Source organism: Desulfobacca acetoxidans DSM 11109, from assembly GCF_000195295.1.
In the GTDB taxonomy this organism is placed as follows: Bacteria; Desulfobacterota; Desulfobaccia; order Desulfobaccales; family Desulfobaccaceae; genus Desulfobacca; species Desulfobacca acetoxidans.
In genome coordinates this window covers 2,531,924-2,549,336 of record NC_015388.1, presented here as the reverse complement: position 1 = coordinate 2,549,336, position 17,413 = coordinate 2,531,924, and the positions used below count along the sequence as shown (strand labels likewise).

General features: G+C 51.6%; 15 protein-coding genes and 2 tRNA genes. 5 read left to right on the top strand and 12 right to left on the bottom strand.

Going from position 1 to position 17,413, the window contains the following annotated elements; translation table 11 throughout:
- Position 1: 1 nt before the first annotated feature.
- The 10 genes from pnp to DESAC_RS11365 all read right to left on the bottom strand — a co-directional run bounded on the left by pnp (position 2) and on the right by DESAC_RS11365 (position 10,463).
- Complete coding sequence (gene pnp / locus DESAC_RS11410; RefSeq protein ID WP_373419371.1) at positions 2–2,107, bottom strand: polyribonucleotide nucleotidyltransferase; 2,106 nt, start codon at positions 2,105–2,107, stop codon at positions 2–4.
- 29 nt (positions 2,108–2,136) lie between these two features.
- On the bottom strand, positions 2,137–2,406 hold the full coding sequence (gene rpsO / locus DESAC_RS11405) for a 30S ribosomal protein S15 (protein WP_013707225.1): 270 nt from the start codon (positions 2,404–2,406) through the stop codon (positions 2,137–2,139).
- Positions 2,407–2,487: 81 nt separating this feature from the next.
- Complete coding sequence (gene truB / locus DESAC_RS11400) at positions 2,488–3,402, bottom strand: tRNA pseudouridine(55) synthase TruB (RefSeq protein WP_013707224.1); 915 nt, start codon at positions 3,400–3,402, stop codon at positions 2,488–2,490.
- A complete protein-coding gene (rbfA, locus tag DESAC_RS11395; RefSeq protein WP_013707223.1) occupies positions 3,399–3,782 on the bottom strand; it encodes a 30S ribosome-binding factor RbfA in 384 nt (127 codons plus the stop codon). Before rbfA ends, truB begins: the two co-directional genes overlap by 4 nt.
- Positions 3,783–3,822: 40 nt before the next feature.
- Complete coding sequence (locus DESAC_RS11390; RefSeq protein ID WP_169311535.1) at positions 3,823–4,098, bottom strand: DUF503 domain-containing protein; 276 nt, start codon at positions 4,096–4,098, stop codon at positions 3,823–3,825.
- A gap of 27 nt (positions 4,099–4,125) precedes the next feature.
- On the bottom strand, positions 4,126–6,987 hold the full coding sequence (gene infB, locus DESAC_RS11385; protein WP_013707221.1) for a translation initiation factor IF-2: 2,862 nt from the start codon (positions 6,985–6,987) through the stop codon (positions 4,126–4,128).
- A gap of 210 nt (positions 6,988–7,197) precedes the next feature.
- On the bottom strand, positions 7,198–8,526 hold the full coding sequence (nusA, locus tag DESAC_RS11380) for a transcription termination factor NusA (protein WP_013707219.1): 1,329 nt from the start codon (positions 8,524–8,526) through the stop codon (positions 7,198–7,200).
- A 177-nt stretch (positions 8,527–8,703) separates the two neighbouring features.
- The gene (gene rimP / locus DESAC_RS11375; RefSeq protein WP_013707218.1) at positions 8,704–9,165 is read right to left on the bottom strand and encodes a ribosome maturation factor RimP; all 462 of its coding nucleotides are present in this window, start codon (positions 9,163–9,165) and stop codon (positions 8,704–8,706) included.
- 207 nt (positions 9,166–9,372) lie between these two features.
- Positions 9,373–9,448: transfer RNA gene (locus DESAC_RS11370), tRNA-Gly, on the bottom strand.
- 34 nt (positions 9,449–9,482) lie between these two features.
- Positions 9,483–10,463 carry a bifunctional riboflavin kinase/FAD synthetase gene (locus DESAC_RS11365; RefSeq protein ID WP_083800283.1) on the bottom strand — a complete coding sequence of 327 codons (981 nt, stop codon included), beginning with the start codon at positions 10,461–10,463 and terminating at the stop codon, positions 9,483–9,485.
- 198 nt (positions 10,464–10,661) lie between these two features.
- Between DESAC_RS11365 and DESAC_RS11360 the strand changes: the two genes are divergently transcribed.
- The 5 genes from DESAC_RS11360 to DESAC_RS11340 all read left to right on the top strand — a co-directional run bounded on the left by DESAC_RS11360 (position 10,662) and on the right by DESAC_RS11340 (position 15,149).
- Positions 10,662–10,748: transfer RNA gene (locus DESAC_RS11360), tRNA-Leu, on the top strand.
- Positions 10,749–10,859: 111 nt separating this feature from the next.
- A complete protein-coding gene (locus DESAC_RS11355; protein ID WP_148231239.1) occupies positions 10,860–11,108 on the top strand; it encodes a hypothetical protein in 249 nt (82 codons plus the stop codon).
- A 152-nt stretch (positions 11,109–11,260) separates the two neighbouring features.
- On the top strand, positions 11,261–13,879 hold the full coding sequence (locus tag DESAC_RS11350) for a tetratricopeptide repeat-containing protein (protein WP_013707215.1): 2,619 nt from the start codon (positions 11,261–11,263) through the stop codon (positions 13,877–13,879).
- A gap of 92 nt (positions 13,880–13,971) precedes the next feature.
- Positions 13,972–14,547, top strand: coding sequence for a hemerythrin domain-containing protein (locus DESAC_RS11345; RefSeq protein ID WP_013707214.1), 576 nt, complete (start codon positions 13,972–13,974; stop codon positions 14,545–14,547).
- 146 nt (positions 14,548–14,693) lie between these two features.
- Positions 14,694–15,149, top strand: a complete 456-nt coding sequence (locus DESAC_RS11340; RefSeq protein ID WP_013707213.1) for a DUF192 domain-containing protein — start codon at positions 14,694–14,696, stop codon at positions 15,147–15,149.
- Positions 15,150–15,207: 58 nt separating this feature from the next.
- Here DESAC_RS11340 and DESAC_RS15385 read toward each other — a convergent pair whose 3' ends face one another.
- Both DESAC_RS15385 and DESAC_RS11330 read right to left on the bottom strand, forming a co-directional pair.
- Positions 15,208–15,834, bottom strand: coding sequence for a hypothetical protein (locus tag DESAC_RS15385; RefSeq protein WP_013707212.1), 627 nt, complete (start codon positions 15,832–15,834; stop codon positions 15,208–15,210).
- Between the two features lie 301 nt (positions 15,835–16,135).
- Positions 16,136–17,035 carry a bifunctional 5,10-methylenetetrahydrofolate dehydrogenase/5,10-methenyltetrahydrofolate cyclohydrolase gene (locus tag DESAC_RS11330; RefSeq protein WP_013707211.1) on the bottom strand — a complete coding sequence of 300 codons (900 nt, stop codon included), beginning with the start codon at positions 17,033–17,035 and terminating at the stop codon, positions 16,136–16,138.
- Between the last annotated feature and the right edge of the window lie 378 nt (positions 17,036–17,413).

The following is a 17,413-nucleotide window of genomic DNA, read 5'->3' as shown; positions in this document are numbered from 1 at the left end:
TTTAAGGATTTACCGAATCCTGATCGAGATCCAACGCCGCTTTACGTGACAGGCGGATTTTTCCCTGTCGATCGACATCTAACACTTTTACCAGGACTTCGTCGCCTTCTTTGAGGATGTCGGTTACCTTTTTGACCCGCTGTTTATCCAATTCCGAGATGTGGACCAGACCGTCGGTGCCGGGCAGGATCTCTACGAAGGCACCGAAATCGACAATCTTCTTAACCTTTCCGCGGTATAACTGTCCAATTTCCGGTTCTTGGGTGAGTTCCTGGATCATTCGAATGGCCTGGTTGGCAGCCAGGGCGTCCGGCGAGGCGATATGAATCCGGCCATCATCTTCGATGTCAATTTTGGCGCCCGTAACAGCCACGATGTTTTTCACCGTTTTGCCGCCGGGTCCGATTACCTCCCGAATCTTATCGGGATTAATGGTCATCACGACGATTTTAGGAGCGTTCTCTTTGAGTTGAGTCCGTGGCTGGTCGATGGCCTCATTCATTCGACTCAGGATGTGCAGCCTGGCTTCCCGTGCCTGGTGCAGCGCCTGGCTCATGATCTCCCGATTGATACCGCCGATCTTGATGTCCATCTGAAGGGCGGTGATACCCGCAGCCGTGCCCGCTACTTTAAAATCCATATCCCCTAAATGATCTTCGTCGCCTAAGATGTCAGACAGGATGGCGATATTATTCTCCTCTTTAATGAGTCCCATGGCCACCCCGGCCACCGGAGCTTTAATGGGAATGCCGGCGTCCATCATGGCCAAGGAGCCACCGCAGACAGTGGCCATGGAGGAAGAACCATTTGAGGAAAGGATTTCGGAAACAACGCGAATAGTATAAGGAAATTCCTCGGGTTGGGGCAGAACCCGACTGAGGGCCCGCTCTGCCAGGGCTCCATGACCGATTTCGCGGCGGCTTGGTCCCCGCAGCATCCGGGTTTCGCCGACGCTGTAAGGAGGGAAATTATAATGCAGCATAAAAGCCTTGAAGGTGTCTCCGGTAAGCGTCTCAATACGCTGTTCATCAGAGACGGTTCCCAAGGTGGCGACAGCCAGGGCCTGGGTTTCGCCCCGGGAAAACAACGCTGAACCGTGCGTCCGGCTGAGGAGCCCTACTTCACAGGAGATGGGTCGAATGTCGGTATAGCTGCGGCCGTCGATCCGCCGTTTTTGATTAAGCACTAGGTCCCGTACCAGGGTCTTTTCTAAGTCATGATAAAATCCGGTAATTTCTTTTTCACGTCCTTCGTATTCAGACTCCAGAGTTGTGAGGACTGTCTGCAGACCATCCTCCATCGCCTGGTGGCGGACCTTTTTTTCTGCTTGGGCTATAGCTTGGAGGATTAACGCCCGACTCAGTTCCTCCACCCTGGTTTTCAGGGTCTCATCGATGATTATCTCTGAAACAGGTCTTTTGGTTTTGCCCGCTTCGACCCGCATCTGCTCTTGCAATCTCAGGATCGGCTGCATCTCGGCGTGCGCGGTGAACAGGGCCTCCAGGATCTCTTCTTCTGAGGCCAGTTCAGCCCCACCCTCTACCATCACCAGGGCGTCATTGGAGCCGGCGACGATAAGATTGAGGGTGCTTTCTTTAAGTTGTGAAATAGTCGGGTTGACCATCAGTTCGCCGCCAACTTTGCCCATCCGGACTGCGGCAATCGGACCCTGAAAGGGGATATCCGAAATTGCCAGGGCCGCAGAGGCACCGTTTAAGGCGATAATGTCCGGATCGTTTTCCATATCGACGGAGAGCACCGTCGCAATAATCTGTAATTCGTGAAAGAAGCCTTTGGGGAACAGAGGGCGGATGGGACGATCAATCAGCCGTGAGGTCAGGGTCTCCTTTTCACTCGGACGGCCAATCTCCCGACGGAAGAAACCCCCAGGTATCCGGCCGGCTGCATAAGACATTTCCAAATAATCCACCGTGAGGGGCAGAAAGTCGATGCCTTCGCGGAGGCGATCTGACGCGACCGCAGTTACCAGTACCCCGGTGTCGCCGTAACGGGCAAATACCGCGCCGCTGGCCTGAGCCGCCATTTTGTCAATTTCAAAGGCCAGAATTCTTCCTCCAACCTCTACTTCAAAGGTTTTTGCCATAATCTTTGTAAACGCCTCCGTTTGCTGGGCCATTATTTCCGCAGGCCTAACTGATCGATAAGACTGCGATAACGTTCAATATCCTTCTTTTTTAGATAATTGAGCAGACGCCGCCGTTGACCCACCAGCTTGATTAAACCGCGCCGGGAATGGTGATCCTTGGCGTGAGTTTTAAAATGATCGGTCAGATAACTGATGCGTTCGCTCAGGATAGCTACCTGCACCTCCGGTGATCCGGTATCTGCTTCATGCAGTCGGAACCGATTGATGATATTACTCTTCTGTTCAACGTTTAATGCCACGTTCTACCTCCTCAGAAATATTATTCATATATAAATGGAACATCGTCCAGCATCGCCTGGACCGGATGAGATGCCCTTCTATCAGGGATTAAATACTCGCACAGGTTGCACTTTTCTTGCTGAAACACTATCTCTGACCTCGGCAACGGCTATGAGGCTGCGCTCACAGACAACTTTTAATCGCTCTTCCGGTCGGGCCCAGGTCATCTCCATCAGTTTCCCATCCAGCAGCATGGATTGTCCCTGCCGCAGCTTGGCAGTCATCCCGGAATCTACCTCTAGTGTTGGCAGGTGTGGCAGACAATCGACAAGAGGAATAAGATGGTCGAGGAGCCCAGGCACATCTGCTTCGTCCGGGTTGCTGGAAAGACATATGGCCTGGTCGAGAGTAAAAGGACCAACCCGCTGACGTTGCAGGGCTTTGAGGTGAGCACCACAGCCCAGACGGGAACCGATATCAGCCGCCAGGGTGCGGATATAGGTGCCCTTGGAACACGTTACCGTCATGATAAGTTCCGGAAGATTCACTGATTCTACCGACAGGTCTAGAATACTAATCCGCCTTGCCGGAATATCAATAAGGGTTCCCTGTCGGGCCAATTGGTAGAGGCGCTGCCCCTGGTAGTGAAGTGCCGAGAACAACGGCGGAGTCTGCCATTGCTCTCCGATGAACGTCGCGGCGACTCGATAAACTTCTTCCGGAGCAGGTAGTTGCGGGCAGTGCGCTATTACTTCACCGGTACTATCCTGGGTATTGGTTTCAGTTCCCAGGACGATGGTGGCCCTATAGGTCTTGGGAGCATCGATCAAGAAGGGAACAAGCTTGGTGGCTTCATTCAGACAAAGAGGCAGCACTCCGACGGCAAAGGGATCCAGGGTTCCCAAGTGACCGATCTTCTTTACTTTCAAGAGTCGTCGGACGGCCTTTACTACTCCAAAAGAGGAAGGTCCGGCCGGTTTGTCGATAACAATAATTCCCTGGGGCTTTGGGTTCATGACGATCCCTGGGAATCATCGGGGGGAGTGGACTCTTGGCCAAGTCGCCGCAGGAGAGAATCCACCCGCTCGCCGCGGCGCCAGGAGTCGTCAAGCTGAAAAATCAATTCCGGCATCACTCGCAGGATATGTTCCTGCGCCAACTCCTGCTTAATGAAACCCGAGGCCTTTTGCAATGCCTTCTGATTGGCGGGGACTTCCGCCTCCTGCCCGCGGGTTAGATAGTAAACCTTGGCGCGCCGCAGATCATCGCTAATCGCGACGCTGGTAATAGTGATCTGCTGCAACCGAGGATCGCGGCTCTTGCGCAGTAAAATAAGGGCAATCTTTTCCCGCAGCAATTCTCCGATTCGATCGCGCCTCTTATAATCTGTAAGCATCAGAATATCTTCCATTGCTGGGACGTTGGAAACTGCATAGCTACCAATGCCAGAGTTCCACTTGGGAGTCGACCACCTGCGCCACATGCTGATCTTCGATATAGCGAATAATTTTTGTGATCATAGCATCTAATAATTGAGAGTCGTTGCTCACCAGTGCTAGGCCTAATTTTGCCTGCTGCCACAGATCGTGATCGTCAACTTCGGCAATGGCGGCGTTGTATCGATGCCTGATCTTTTCGATCAGACTCTTCAATACACTGCGTTTGCCTTTGAGCGAACGGTTTTCAGGCAGATGCAGGGTTATGCAAGCCATCGCAACGATCATAGGCGGGGAAGGGGGCTATTCGGTTTTGCTGGCAATCGGCGCCAGATGGGGCTTAATTTCCTCCATCTGGTAAATCTCTATAATGTCGCCCGGATGAAGCTCGTTAAATTTCTCCAGGCCGATGCCGCACTCATACCCGGCCTGAACTTCTTTGACATCATCCTTAAAGCGTTTTAGAGAAGCAATCTTGCCTTCATAGATGACGGCATCATTGCGTTTGACCCGCACCAAGGAATTCCGTTCCACTTTGCCATCCAACACGTAGGATCCAGCAATAGTACCCAATTTAGAGATCGTGAAGACCTGGCGAACCTCAACGCGACCGAGGGAGCGTTCTTCAAAAATCGGTTCCAACATTCCTTCAAGGGCGGAATGCACATCGTTCACTAGATTATAGATAACATCATAGAAACGTACGTCCACCTGCTCCTGCTCAGCCAGGCTCTGGGCCTTGGGATTGGCCCGGACATTAAAGCCGATGACAATGGCGTTGGAGGCCGAGGCCAACATGATATCGGTTTCGGAAATATCTCCGGCACCCGTATGGATGATGTTGACCTTGATTTCCTTGTTGCCGAGCTCTTGCAAGGCCTGCGTCAGGGCTTCGATAGAACCTTGAACGTCAGCCTTTAAAATAAGATTGAGCTCTTTGACCATACCCTCCTGAAAACGTTCGTACAGCTTTTCCAGGGTAACCTTGCTGAGCCTGGCCATGGCAGCTTCCCGCTGTTTCAGTTGCCGCATCTGGGCTACCTGTTTGGCCACGCGTTCGTTTTCCAAGACAATGAACTCATCTCCGGCCTGAGGAACGCCACTGAACCCTTGTACTTCAACCGGTGTTGAGGGAGAAGCCTGTTCCACCCGCAGCCCCCGATCATCGAACATAGCCCGTACCCGCCCGTATTCCAGTCCGCAGACAAAGACATCACCAGCCTTGAGGGTGCCGTTTTGTACCAGGACTGTTCCCACGGCGCCCCTTCCTTTGTCAAGTTTGGCCTCGATAATCCGCCCCCGGGCCAGAGTGTCGGAGTTAGATTTAAGCTCAAGGATTTCGGCCTGCAGGAGGATTTTTTCCAAGAGGTCATCGATCCCGATAATTTTTTTGGCGGAGACCTCAGCAAACTGCACATCGCCGCCCCATTCTTCCGGGACAACCCCGCGATCGGCCAGTTCCCGCTTCACCCGATCGGGATTAGCGTCCGGTTTGTCAATTTTATTCACCGCCACTACCAAGGGCACTCCGGCAGCCTTGGCGTGATTGATGGCTTCCAGGGTCTGCGGCATGACGCCGTCATCAGCAGCTACAACTAGGACAACTATGTCAGTGACCTGAGCACCCCGGGCGCGCATGGCAGTAAAGGCTTCATGGCCGGGTGTATCTAAAAAGACTACTTCCCCATGATCGAAAGAAACCTGGTAGGCGCCGATATGCTGGGTTATGCCGCCCGCCTCGCGATCAATCAGATGACTTTGCCGGATGGCGTCCAATAACGAAGTTTTGCCATGATCAACATGGCCCATAATGGTCACTACGGGTGGCCGGGGCAGGAGCTCACCCTCTTCTTTGGTTGGAAGATTGAGGATATCTTCTTCAAGGAGAGTCGCCCGTTCTACCTCGTATCCGAATTCGCTGGCAACCAAAACCGCCGCATCATAATCCAAGGGTTGATTAATGTTGGCCATAATGCCTAGTCCCATAAGCTTCTTGACCAATTCACTGAACTTGATGCCCATCTTTTTGGCCAATTCCCCTACGGTGATGGCGTCCCCCACTTTGACCCGGCGTTTTATGGCCTTAGGAACCGTCAACTCGGTCTTGGCCATCTTGCGGATAGCCTTCCTAACCCCTTTCTTCTTAACCCCCCCGATACTTTCCGCCTCTTTGCCCTCGTAGAGCTCGGCACCTTCTCTGATTTCCTTTTTCCGGAAGGCTTTTTTCTTGGAAGCGTCATCTTCTGCTGCCCCCGGTTTTTTGCCGCGTTTCTTTTTGACCCTGCCTTTTTTTTCTTCCTTATCAGCTACCGCCACTACGGGTTTTTCTTCTTTGGTCTTGGTGATTTCAATTACTCGGGGAGTTCTGCGGGCTGGCGTAGAGGTTGCCACAGGAGCAGCCGCCTCCTCCACCGGGGGTAGACTGATGATACGTGCTGGAGTATCTTTCCTGGCCTTCTTGGCTTTCTGGCGCTTCAAAGCCATAGAAGCATCCGGAGTTTTGGCCTCTGCCAGTCTGGAAGATTTTCGGCCACTAATCTCAGGAGCAACCGTCGTCTCTTCAGGTTCCACGGTAAGCGGCATTCCATCGGGCTGAACCTCAACCTGCTCAGCGGGGTAAGCAGCAGGGGTCTCAGACTTTATTTCTAACTGGATCGGTATTTGAATTTCAGGGGCAATCTCGGCCGGCGCCTCTTCTACGACCGTGACTGGTTTTTTTGGAGCTTCCGGCAAGGCAATGATTTTGGCCGGTTTATCGACGGTTCTACGCCGCTTCGGCGGCGCTGCCAAAGGCTTTCCAGGCTTTACAGCGGCAACTGGGGCATCTGGCGGTAGTGCTTGGATTTCAGCAACAGGACTATCAGACGGCAAGATAGATCCCTGCTCTACAGTTTGACCGGCGCGAAATGCAGAAACAGAGGTTTTTTCTGACATCGGTTTCGGTCTGGCCAATGTTCGACGACGTTTCACATTCGATCCTACCCGTTGCTCCTCAACCAGAGGTACAGTTTTAGCGAGCACTTCTCGGGCTCGGGCTACATCGGTAGCGTCTATGGAGCTGAGATAGTTCTCCACCTCGATGTTTATTTCCCGCAAGCGCAAAATAAGTTCTTTAACATCCAGATTAAATTCTTTGGCTAAATGCGTAACCCTGGTTTTGGCCATAAATATTTTTATCCTTGTAGCAGAAACGAGTTAAATAGTTTTTTTGTGGTAATACTTCAGCTATCTGAAAGAATAGATCAAGGAATGGTGGGGAATGCTCACCATCCAGCGTTACAGCACCGACAGTCCCATCCACAGGGGCGAATCTTGTATTCGCCTCAAACAACTGAAGAGTTACCTTTTGTGTATCCAGGTAAAAACATCCTAGTCTCATACCTGATCGGCATCCTGGACCACATCGTTGGAACCGGTCTCCAAATTACCTATTTCTTCAACACCGGTTGTCTCCGGATTGTCTTCGGAAGCCTTCATAAGGGTTTGAGCCGCACCCAATATCTGTGTGGCCTTTTTCTCATTAATACCAGGTACTTGCATTAGTTCGGCCAGATTTGCCTCCGCCACTTCTTTGGCCGAGGTGAATCCGGCTTCGTACAGGGCGCTGGCGGTCATCTCGCCTACCCCGGGAATTTTCAAGAGGGACAGATAACCCTCTTTCATCGATTTCGAGTATTTGCTTTCACTCTTGACATCGATCTTCCAACCGGTTAGTTTCGCTGCCAACCGGACGTTTTGGCCCCGCTTCCCGATGGCCAGAAAAAGCTGGTCATCCGGAACAATGATCTCCATGTTTTGGCTATCTTCATCAATAATTATGCGACTGACCTCGGCTGGAGCCAGGGCCTGGGTGACAAATTTCGCCGGATCAGGGTTCCAGGGAATAATATCGATCTTTTCCCCCCGGAGTTCCTGAACGATATTCTGTACCCGAGAACCTTTCATACCAACGCAGGCACCTACCGGATCTACGTCTGCATCCCGGGAGGCGACGGCAATCTTCGAACGGCTGCCAGGCTCTCGGGCTACTGCCATAATTTTGACTATGCCTTCCTGTATTTCAGGCACCTCGGCCTCAAACAACATGATGAGGAAATTTTCATCAACCCGGGAAAGAATTATCTGTGGTCCTTTAGTCTGCCGTTTGACATCTACGACATAAGCCCGGATCCGGTCTCCCTGCCGATAAAGTTCGCGGGGAACCTGTTCGGTGATGGGCAGAAGCGCTTCCGTTCTCCCTAGGTTGACGATGATGCCTGACTTATCCTGTCGCTGCACAATGCCGTTGATGATCTCACCTTTGCGGTCTTTATAATCTTCAAAAACAATGTCTCGTTCGGCGTCCCGCATTCCCTGAATAATTACCTGCTTGGCAGATTGGGCAGCGATCCTGCCAAAACTGCCGGCGTCTAATTTAATACCCAGGCTGTCGCCCAGATCACATTCCGGGTCGAGCTGGCGTGCTTCCGGCAGCGTAATCTGCCTATCAGAGTCGATTACCTCATCCACCACTTCTTTAAATTGAAAGACCTCAATTTCCCCGGTGTCCTCCGAAAAACCTACCTCGATATTGTCCTGCTTGGCCCCATATCTTTTCTTAGCCGCTGAACGCACTGCTTCCATGACAGTGTTGAGCAGTAGGTCCTTGTCAATACCTTTATCTCTACTGACTTGCTCAATGAGACGCCTTAAATCTCCGATCATAAATTCCTCTGCCGTTCTTATTGACGGTTTAAAAATCAATGCAAGCGCTTAGCAGTCAACTTTCAGGTGTTAGCTTCATAAGGTAAGTTGTTATGACAGTAAAGTGATGAATTATCGATATCCTATCAAGATTGCGAGCTTACCCCTACGTTGGTGTTTTTGCTGAAAGCCTAGCGGCTATAAATCAATATCAAGGCGAGCGCGGGCGATGTCTTTTACCGGGATGGCATAAACCCGGGAGCCTTCTTTAACCTTCACTGTCTCCCCGTCCAATCCTAAAAGTTCACCTCGATACAAGGAACGTTTGCCAACGCCGCCGCGGACGGTGATACGGACCAAGCGTCCGGCATAACGGCTAAAATCTTCAATCTTTTTTATCGGTCGAGTCAGGCCGGGAGAGGAGACCTCCAGGATATAAGCATGTCTAATAACGTCATGGACATCGATGAGCTCTCCTAAAAGATTACTTAAATAAGCACAATCTTCTAGTGAAATCCCTCCGGGTTTATCCAAAAACAGGCGCAGAATGTACCTCCTGCCGGCTCTCACGAACTCAGTTTCTACTAACTCAACGTCATGAGCCTGCAGAACCGGGAGGATAAGTTCAGTAACACGCCCGGTCACATCATCCGGCTGCATCCCAAGACCTCGGTCCAACCCAAAAGACTAACCGTAAAAAAAAAAGCGGGCGTGTGCCCACTTCCAAATCCCAAGACTTTTCCTCATCTCGGCTACGCCCGAAAGCGCACGATTCATCCGCCTTCAAAGTTTCCCACGGTTTATGAGTCACCTCAAAAGGGGAAGCGGGTACTGGCGCAGATTGAACCTCTCACTGCACCCAGACTCTGGAGCGGGCAACGGGATTCGAACCCGCGACACCAAGCTTGGGAAGCTTGTACTCTACCAACTGAGCTATGCCCGCCTGACTTAGATTTTAAAGATTTCAGATGATTATGTCAAGAGGTATTTTGTCGTGATACTTCAACCTCATGTCGATCGCGGCCCTCGAGTCTGACGATCTGTCGAGCCGCCTCCACATCTGTTTTGATCTGATCCACCAGGGCCGGGATATTGGGGAAACGTCGCTCATCTCGAAGACGCTGAACGAATTCCACCGCCAGATGCGAGCCGTATATATCCTGGTTAAAATCCAATATATGAACTTCCAACGATAATTCGTCATTATCGAAGGTCGGGCAGACGCCGATATTAGCCACCGCAGCATAGGTCCGACCCCAAAGGGTAGCCCGAACCGCATAGATGCCGGCAACAGGTAAAAGTTCATTGTCGGCTCTGATATTAGCAGTGGGAAAACCCAGCAGTCGAGCGCCGCGGCCATGGCCGTGGATTACCTCCCCGGTTACCTCGTAGGACCGACCCAAGAATGTCCGCGCCGCCGCTACCTTGCCGTCCCTAATGAGGTTGCGAATCAAGGTGCTGCTGACGATGATCTCATCGACCTGAATAGCGTCAACCACATGTACCGGAAATCCCCAGGCTGCACCAAGTGTTTGCAGTAGGGCAATATTCCCCTCGCGGTTATGGCCAAACCGATAGTCGTGACCGATTACTATTTCCTGAACCCCCAATCGCTCCAGCAGGTAGTGCTGAATAAATTCCCGAGCCGGCATCGCCCCGAACTCTTTGGTGAAAGGGTGTACGATAACTATATCCAGGTTCAATTCGCCCAGTAGCCTGATCTTCTGATCCGTCGTAGTAAGTAGTGGCAATTGTCTCCCTGGCTGCATCAACTTAATGGGATGCGGGTCAAAGGTGATTACCACTGAATGCCCGTTTACTGCTGCAGCCCGCTCTCGCACCAACCCAAAGAGCGTCTGGTGGCCTAAATGGACACCGTCAAAATTGCCGATCGTAATGACAGGCCTACTGAAAGGCTGTGTAATAAGGTTAAGATCTCGATAGAGGACCATTGGCATCCCGATTCATCCGGCCTTTTTTCTCATCAAGAAAGCCTCTCGCCAGATGAACTTCCTTTGTTACCCACTATTTTTCTTCTTCTTTCAAGCGAAGTCAATATAGAATTGACAACCTAAATTTTATATTATACAAATAATATCAGATTAATCATACTAAATAATGTGGCTGTAGCCGTTGCCATGAGAAAGTCCACTTTTGCCGAAGTGGCGGAATTGGTAGACGCGCTAGGTTCAGGGTCTAGTGGGCGTACGCCCGTCGGGGTTCAAATCCCCGCTTCGGCACCATTTATATCAGGGGGGTTAGGGAGATTACCTTAACCCCCGTTTTCTTCCTGGGGCTTGATCGCTGCACAGATTGCGTCTCATCTCTTGCCTGCATGCAGGTTGGGGGTGTTCGTGGATACCTTTACAATAACAAGATTTGTCCTTTCCAATGGCCAGGAAAAAAGGCTCTATTGCCGCTTGATCAAGTCCCGTCAGACGCCTTTTGCCACCTTCCGGCTCTATGAAGACAATCAGGGACACCGATGGCTGGAAATCGTCGATGGCGATCAATCCTGGCTGGAGGAGTTGGTCGGCGAAACCTTTGAACAGCGAGTGGCCACCGAACTCTTAAGCCTGGGTCTGAACAAATACAGCGGGTGAGTTAAATCATTTTGATCCCCAAAATCTAAACGAGAGTCTCTTTACCGTCGAGTATTATCGGGCATTGACAGTAGGTTAGTTAGACGAGGGCATCCCCGGCACAGGGCAGTGCCCTCCCTATCGAGAAAACCTCTATAGAGGAGATCGGAGCCATGGCAGTGTCACAGACACGTCCCCGACCTGAGAGCGTGAAGGTGAGTCGGGCCAGGGAAATCCTCCGGGGCCGGGCTGTTTCATCCCGGGAGGTGCTTCAATTGGCCAAGGAGTTGACTAAAGAAAAGGCTTTCAGCCTGGCCCGTCGGCTGTTGGCTCAGGCGCGCCAAGAACCCGCAGTTCAAGGAGATTCGGCACTACTCCGAGCCATCATCCAACAGCAGGCCCTTTGTACTTCACACGATCTAGAGCTGCCGGCAGACGTCCGCTTAGATCTGGCCTTCCAGATTCTGCAGCAATCCGGAGACGATCTCCAGAGCCGCATTGACCCGGAAACCCTGGGAATTGCTGGCTCAATCTGTAAAAGCCGGTGGGAAATTGATGGGCAGGTGCAGCATCTGGAGCGCTCCCGAGCTTATTTTTTACGAGGATGTCAAGAAGGGGTAACGGGCGATTATGGTTATTGTGCCATAAACGCTGCCCTGGTGCTGGACATTTTGGCTGACCTCGAATCTGTTGCGGCCGAGCGCAGCGGGGCTGTTTCGGCAACCGCGGTCCAAAGAGAGCAGGAAGCCAGACGGCTTCGGGAAACGCTGATAGCAGAACTTCCGGAATTAGCGAAGACAAAAGAACACCAAGGGCTCATACAAGATTGGGGATTCCTGGCCACTGTTGCCGAGGCCTATTTCGGTCTCGGACGCTATGAGGAAGCCAGCCAGTGGCTGCAGACAGCCATGGCTTTACCAAAAATCCCCGCTTGGCAGTATGAATCTACCATACGTCGGCTAATCCGCTTGGTGCAGCTTCATGGTGGACAATCTACTGATCGTGAAATCATTGCCGGGCATCCTGCCGCTGAGATGCTTATGCAGTTGTTTGCGGTCAGCCCCGAAGCACTCCGGGGAATCCTGACCGGAAAAATCGGGCTGGCCCTATCCGGCGGCGGATTTCGGGCCTCTTTATTCCACATCGGCGTGCTGGCCAAACTGGCCGAATTTGATATCCTGCGCCACGTAGAGGTGTTGTCCTGCGTTTCCGGGGGTTCCATTGTCGGAGCCTACTATTATCTTGAGGTCCGTCACCTCCTTAAAACCAAAAAAGATAGCGAAATCACCTGCCAGGACTATATCGACATTGTCAAACGTCTCGAAAAAAACTTTTTAGCCGGAGTACAGCGCAATATCCGCACCCGGGTGGCAGCAGACTGGTATAGCAACCTCAAGATGATCTACAAACCGAATTACTCCCGGACAGAGCGGGTGGGAGAGCTATACGAAGAAGAGATTTACCGGCTGGTGGAGGACGGTGAGGCGGCAGCACCAAGGTGGCTAAATGAGCTCTTGGTGGAACCCGCGGGCCATTCGGAGGCTTTCAGCCCCCGGCAGGATAACTGGCGCCGGGCCGCCAAGGTCCCCATCCTGATTCTCAACGCCGCCACTCTCAACACCGGCCATAACTGGCAATTTACCGCCTCCTGGATGGGCGAGCCGCCTGCCGGGGTCAGCAGTGAAGTCGATGGCAATGACCGTCTGCGCCGGTTCTATTATGACCAGGCCCCGGTACCGCATCAAAGTATCCGCCTGGGGCACGCCGTAGCGGCCTCCTCCTGTGTTCCGGGTCTCTTTGAACCGTTGGCACTTGATAGGCTCTATCCGGATCGGATAGTACGTATGGTGGATGGCGGCGTACACGATAATCAGGGTATTGCCGGGTTGTTGGGGGAAGACTGCGATATTATGCTGATCAGCGATGCCAGCGGCCAGATGGAATCCCAAAACTATCCCAAAAGTGGAATGGTAAGCGTACCATTACGCTCGAGCAGCATCCTGCAATCTCGGGTACGGGAGGCCCAGTATTTGGATGTTGACTCCCGACGCCGATCTTCTCAAATCCGGGCCTTTATGTTTGTCCATCTAAAAAAAGACCTGAATGTCAAACCGATCGACTGGATTGGCTGTAACGACCCTCATGATCCCGGCGATGAACCCCTTTCCGCGGTTATCCCAGGCGATGTTACCAGCTACGGCCTGCCCAAAGACGTGCAGCAAAAACTGGCGGCAATCCGCACCGATCTCGATTCCTTCAATGACCAGGAGGCCTATGCCCTGATGACAAGCGGCTATCTGATGACCGATCATGAGTTTCCAAAGTACATCAAGGGCTTTTCCTTGCAAGGACCGCCGCCGGACTGGGGTTTCTTAGCAATTGAACCCGCCCTGAAAAATGTCCCCGGAAAGGAGGCGGAGCATCGGAAGCTGATGAATATCTTGGAAGCGGCTCACTCCTCGGCATTCAAGATCTGGAAACTGAAACCAATTCTCCAGGTTGCCGCCGTAGGCCTGGCTGCGATCGGCCTGGCGCTATTTTATTGGATCTGCTCCAAATGGTGGAATTCAGCCTTGTTCACCGTCGGCAGTACTGCCACTGTTCTCATCACGGCTATTTTGACTTCGATTGTCGGGCCGATCGTGGTTAAGGCAATAAATTATCGCAAGACCCTGGCCCAAGTCGGCGTCGGCCTCGGCATGGCCCTGATCGGCTTTGCTGCAGCCCGCCTCCACCTGCACTATTTTGACCGATGGTATCTGCAGGAAGGGCGGATGTCAGACGAAGCCTGAGAGAATCCATAATTGAGGTGTTCGGAAAACAGAATAGATCATATGTGCGGATAGATTTACGGTAGCTTATCGTAAGAAAGGAAAGAGGATTTATGTTGCCCATCGATCCGTTGATGCTTGAACATCGCCTCATTGAACGGATGACACGCCTTATACATCAGGAGATGGTGAGGATCCGGGACAACATCGCCGTTGACGTGGGATTTGCCTTTGTAGACCAGCGCTTTCTCGATGCTGCAGTGGATTTCCACAATCACTACGTCAACCGGCTGCATCATAGTAAGGAGGAGGGCATCTTGTTTGCCGCCCTGGCAGAAAAACCGCTGTCGACCGGACATCTCAGAATGATGAAAGAATTACAGCAGGAACATATCTGGGGCCGTCAGACCACAACAAACCTGGAGGTAGCCAGTAAGCAGTATAACGAAGGGTGTTTAGAGATACTGCCTGACCTCCTCAATAGCCTTGGGACATTAGCGGATTTTTATTCCCAACATATCGCTAAGGAAGACAGACACTTCTTTCTTCCTGCCATGGAATATTTTACCCGAGAAGAGAAAGAAGTCATCCTGTCCCAGATGGCTGATCTTGACCGAGGGTTCGCTCTTGCAAAATATCAAAAACTCGTTGCGGATTGGGAGGCGAGCGGTTGTAAATGCCATCTGTGAACGTTTACTGCCGGTTTCTGGTTTTTGGTTGCCGGTCATTAGTAATAAATGCAATATAATTATGTGGTTATAGATATACCAGAAATTAAAGATAAATTTCTTCATTTAACCTGCGCTTGCAGCGTTGGCTCAGCAAAAGGACCAGCATGAGAATTTTTAGGTTGCCGGTGGGGGTTCTCGTTGCAGTATTGCTGACATGGTTTTGGTCAGCGCCAATATCGGCGCAAAGGTTGTCCGCCGCCGGTAATCCTCTAGAACTCGTACGCCTCAATCGGGTCGTCGTAGAAGCGGAGGTAGTTTCCAGTCTGGATAAGATTTATCTCGGGCTGGGGGGACGCCGCCATCTGAAGGCGGGCACGGGCATGTTGTTTTTAATGCCAGCAATGGCGTGGCAACAGTTCTGCATGCGGGGGATGTTGATCCCCATCGACATTATCTGGATTGCGACTGACCGGGTAGTAGGTTGGCATTCCAATCTTTCCCCCCAAGACCAGGGAACCTTCACCTCACCAGGTCCGGTTAATTATGTCTTGGAAGTACCGGCCGGTTTTGTTGCTCAAGCTGGCATCCGGATCGGAGATCGGGTTCAGATCGGACCATGAGACCTTCTCGGCTCTCAAGAACTTCCGGCTCAGAGAGATAAATACTTTTCAGAGGAGTCTAGGCCGCCGGACGACTCTTTACTTGCTGCATCTCCAATTCCAGGTGCCTCACCCGCTGATCAAGGGAATAATGTTCTTCCCGTTGCACAACGACTTCATTCTGACGATCAAGACGCTGGTTGATCATATCGATACGCAGATGGGTTCCGTCAAAGCGGGCCAACAGATCATCGTGCACTTCTGAGATACGTCTATTGGCATCATCAATCCGGCTGATCACATCGGTATGAATAGCATCGATACGTTTATTGGTGTCATCGATGCGCTTGATTAGATCGGTATGAATAGCACCGATGTACTTATTGGTGTCATCAATGCGTTTATTCGTTTCATCGATGCGTTTATTGCTATCATCGATGCGCCTGATCACATCGGTATGAATAGCACCGATGTATTTATTGGTATCATCGATGCGCTTGATTAGATCGGTATGAATAGCATCGATGCGTTTATTGGTGTCATCAATGCGTCGGCTCTGATCCACCAAGTGGGCGTTGATATCGTCCAGGCGCTTATTGGTCAACGCCAGAGCCGTTTTAAACTCCGCCTGATCCTGTTTAATAACCTGTAATTCCGGCAGGATGAGTTCTTTTAGGGCAGCCAGGACGATTTCTCTGGTGACCATGCTATCCTCCGCCATTGTAAAAAGATAATTATTTTTATAGCATGTTTAACCAGTTAAATCAAGTGCAATATGGTCAATAAAACATTAAGGGGGCAGATCTGCGATCCTCCCCCTTGCTTTCTTATCAGGTAATACTTCAGCTATCTGAGATAGTAGATCAGGAGCATGGTTTGTGGTGCCCACCCTACAGCACCAAAGCATCGACAGACCCATCTGTAGGGGCGAATCTTGTATTCGCCTCAAGCAACCGAAGTGTTACCTTATCAGGAACAACTTAAACAGAATCCTGTACTATTTTCCCTTAAACCTTAACCAACCCCGCAGCCAATTTGGCAGCCATGACGGTGTTCTTCATGAGCATGGTGATGGTCATCGGGCCGACCCCACCAGGAACCGGGGTGATGAAGGAGGCCTTTTCCTTCACAGTGTCAAAGTCTACGTCGCCGGCCAGTTTGGCCTTGCCGGACTCGGTCATACCGATACGGTTAACGCCTACATCGATGACCACCGCGCCTTCTTTGACCCAGTCGGCTTGTACATATTTGGGTACGCCGGCGGCCACGACGAGGATATCGGCCCGACGGCAGTGTTCGATCATCTTATCCTTGGGGGTGCCGGTATGGACGCAGGTGACGGTGCAGTTGGCCCCGGGAAGCTTCTGGATCATGATGGCCACCATAGGTTTGCCGACGATATTGGAGCGGCCCACCACTACCAGCTCTTTACCCTTCGGGTCGCCGGTGGCTCTAACGATGAGTTCTTGACAGCCAGCCGGGGTACAGGGCAGGAAGGCATACTGGCCAATCAGGATGCGGCCCACATTTACCGGATGAAAAGCGTCGACGTCTTTATTGGGGTCGATGGCATACAGGACCTTGTTGGTGTCGATGCTCTTGGGCAGGGGGAGCTGGACTAGGATGCCGTGAAGTTTGGGGTCCTTGTTATACTTGTCGATCAGGGCCAACAAGTCGGCCTCTGAAATAGTGGGAGGCTGACTGTCCTGAACAGAATAAAAACCCAGCTCATGGGCAGTCTTCTGTTTGGCGGTGACATAGCTCACCGAACCAGGGTCTTCACCTACCAGGATGGTGACCAGGCCAGGGACGATATTGTGTTTGGCCTTGAGGTCGGCGACTTCCTGTTTCAACTCTTCCCGAATCTGGGCCGCAACTTCGGCCCCCTTAATTAAGGTGGCAGCCATAGGATACCTCTCCTTTAGTGGATTAACGTTCATAACTTTTGTGCATTTTTTCATTAATTAGCAATAATCCAGCCAAGAGTCAATGAAAAAATAAATTGGGAAACCTCCGGCATCTGTCCGAGTTCGCTGAAAGGACATATCGGCAGGCTGAATTTCTGCGTACAGGAATCATCAACAGTTTAAAAAGTTCATCTCTGGTAATACTTCAGCTATCTGAGATAATAGATCAGGAACATGGTTGGCGGCCCCCACCCTACAGCACCACAGCATCGACAGACCCGTCTGTGACATGGTTGGCGGCCCCCACCGTAAAGCACCACAGCATCGACAGACCCGTCTGTAGGGGCGAATCTTGTATTCGCCCCAAACAACTCAATG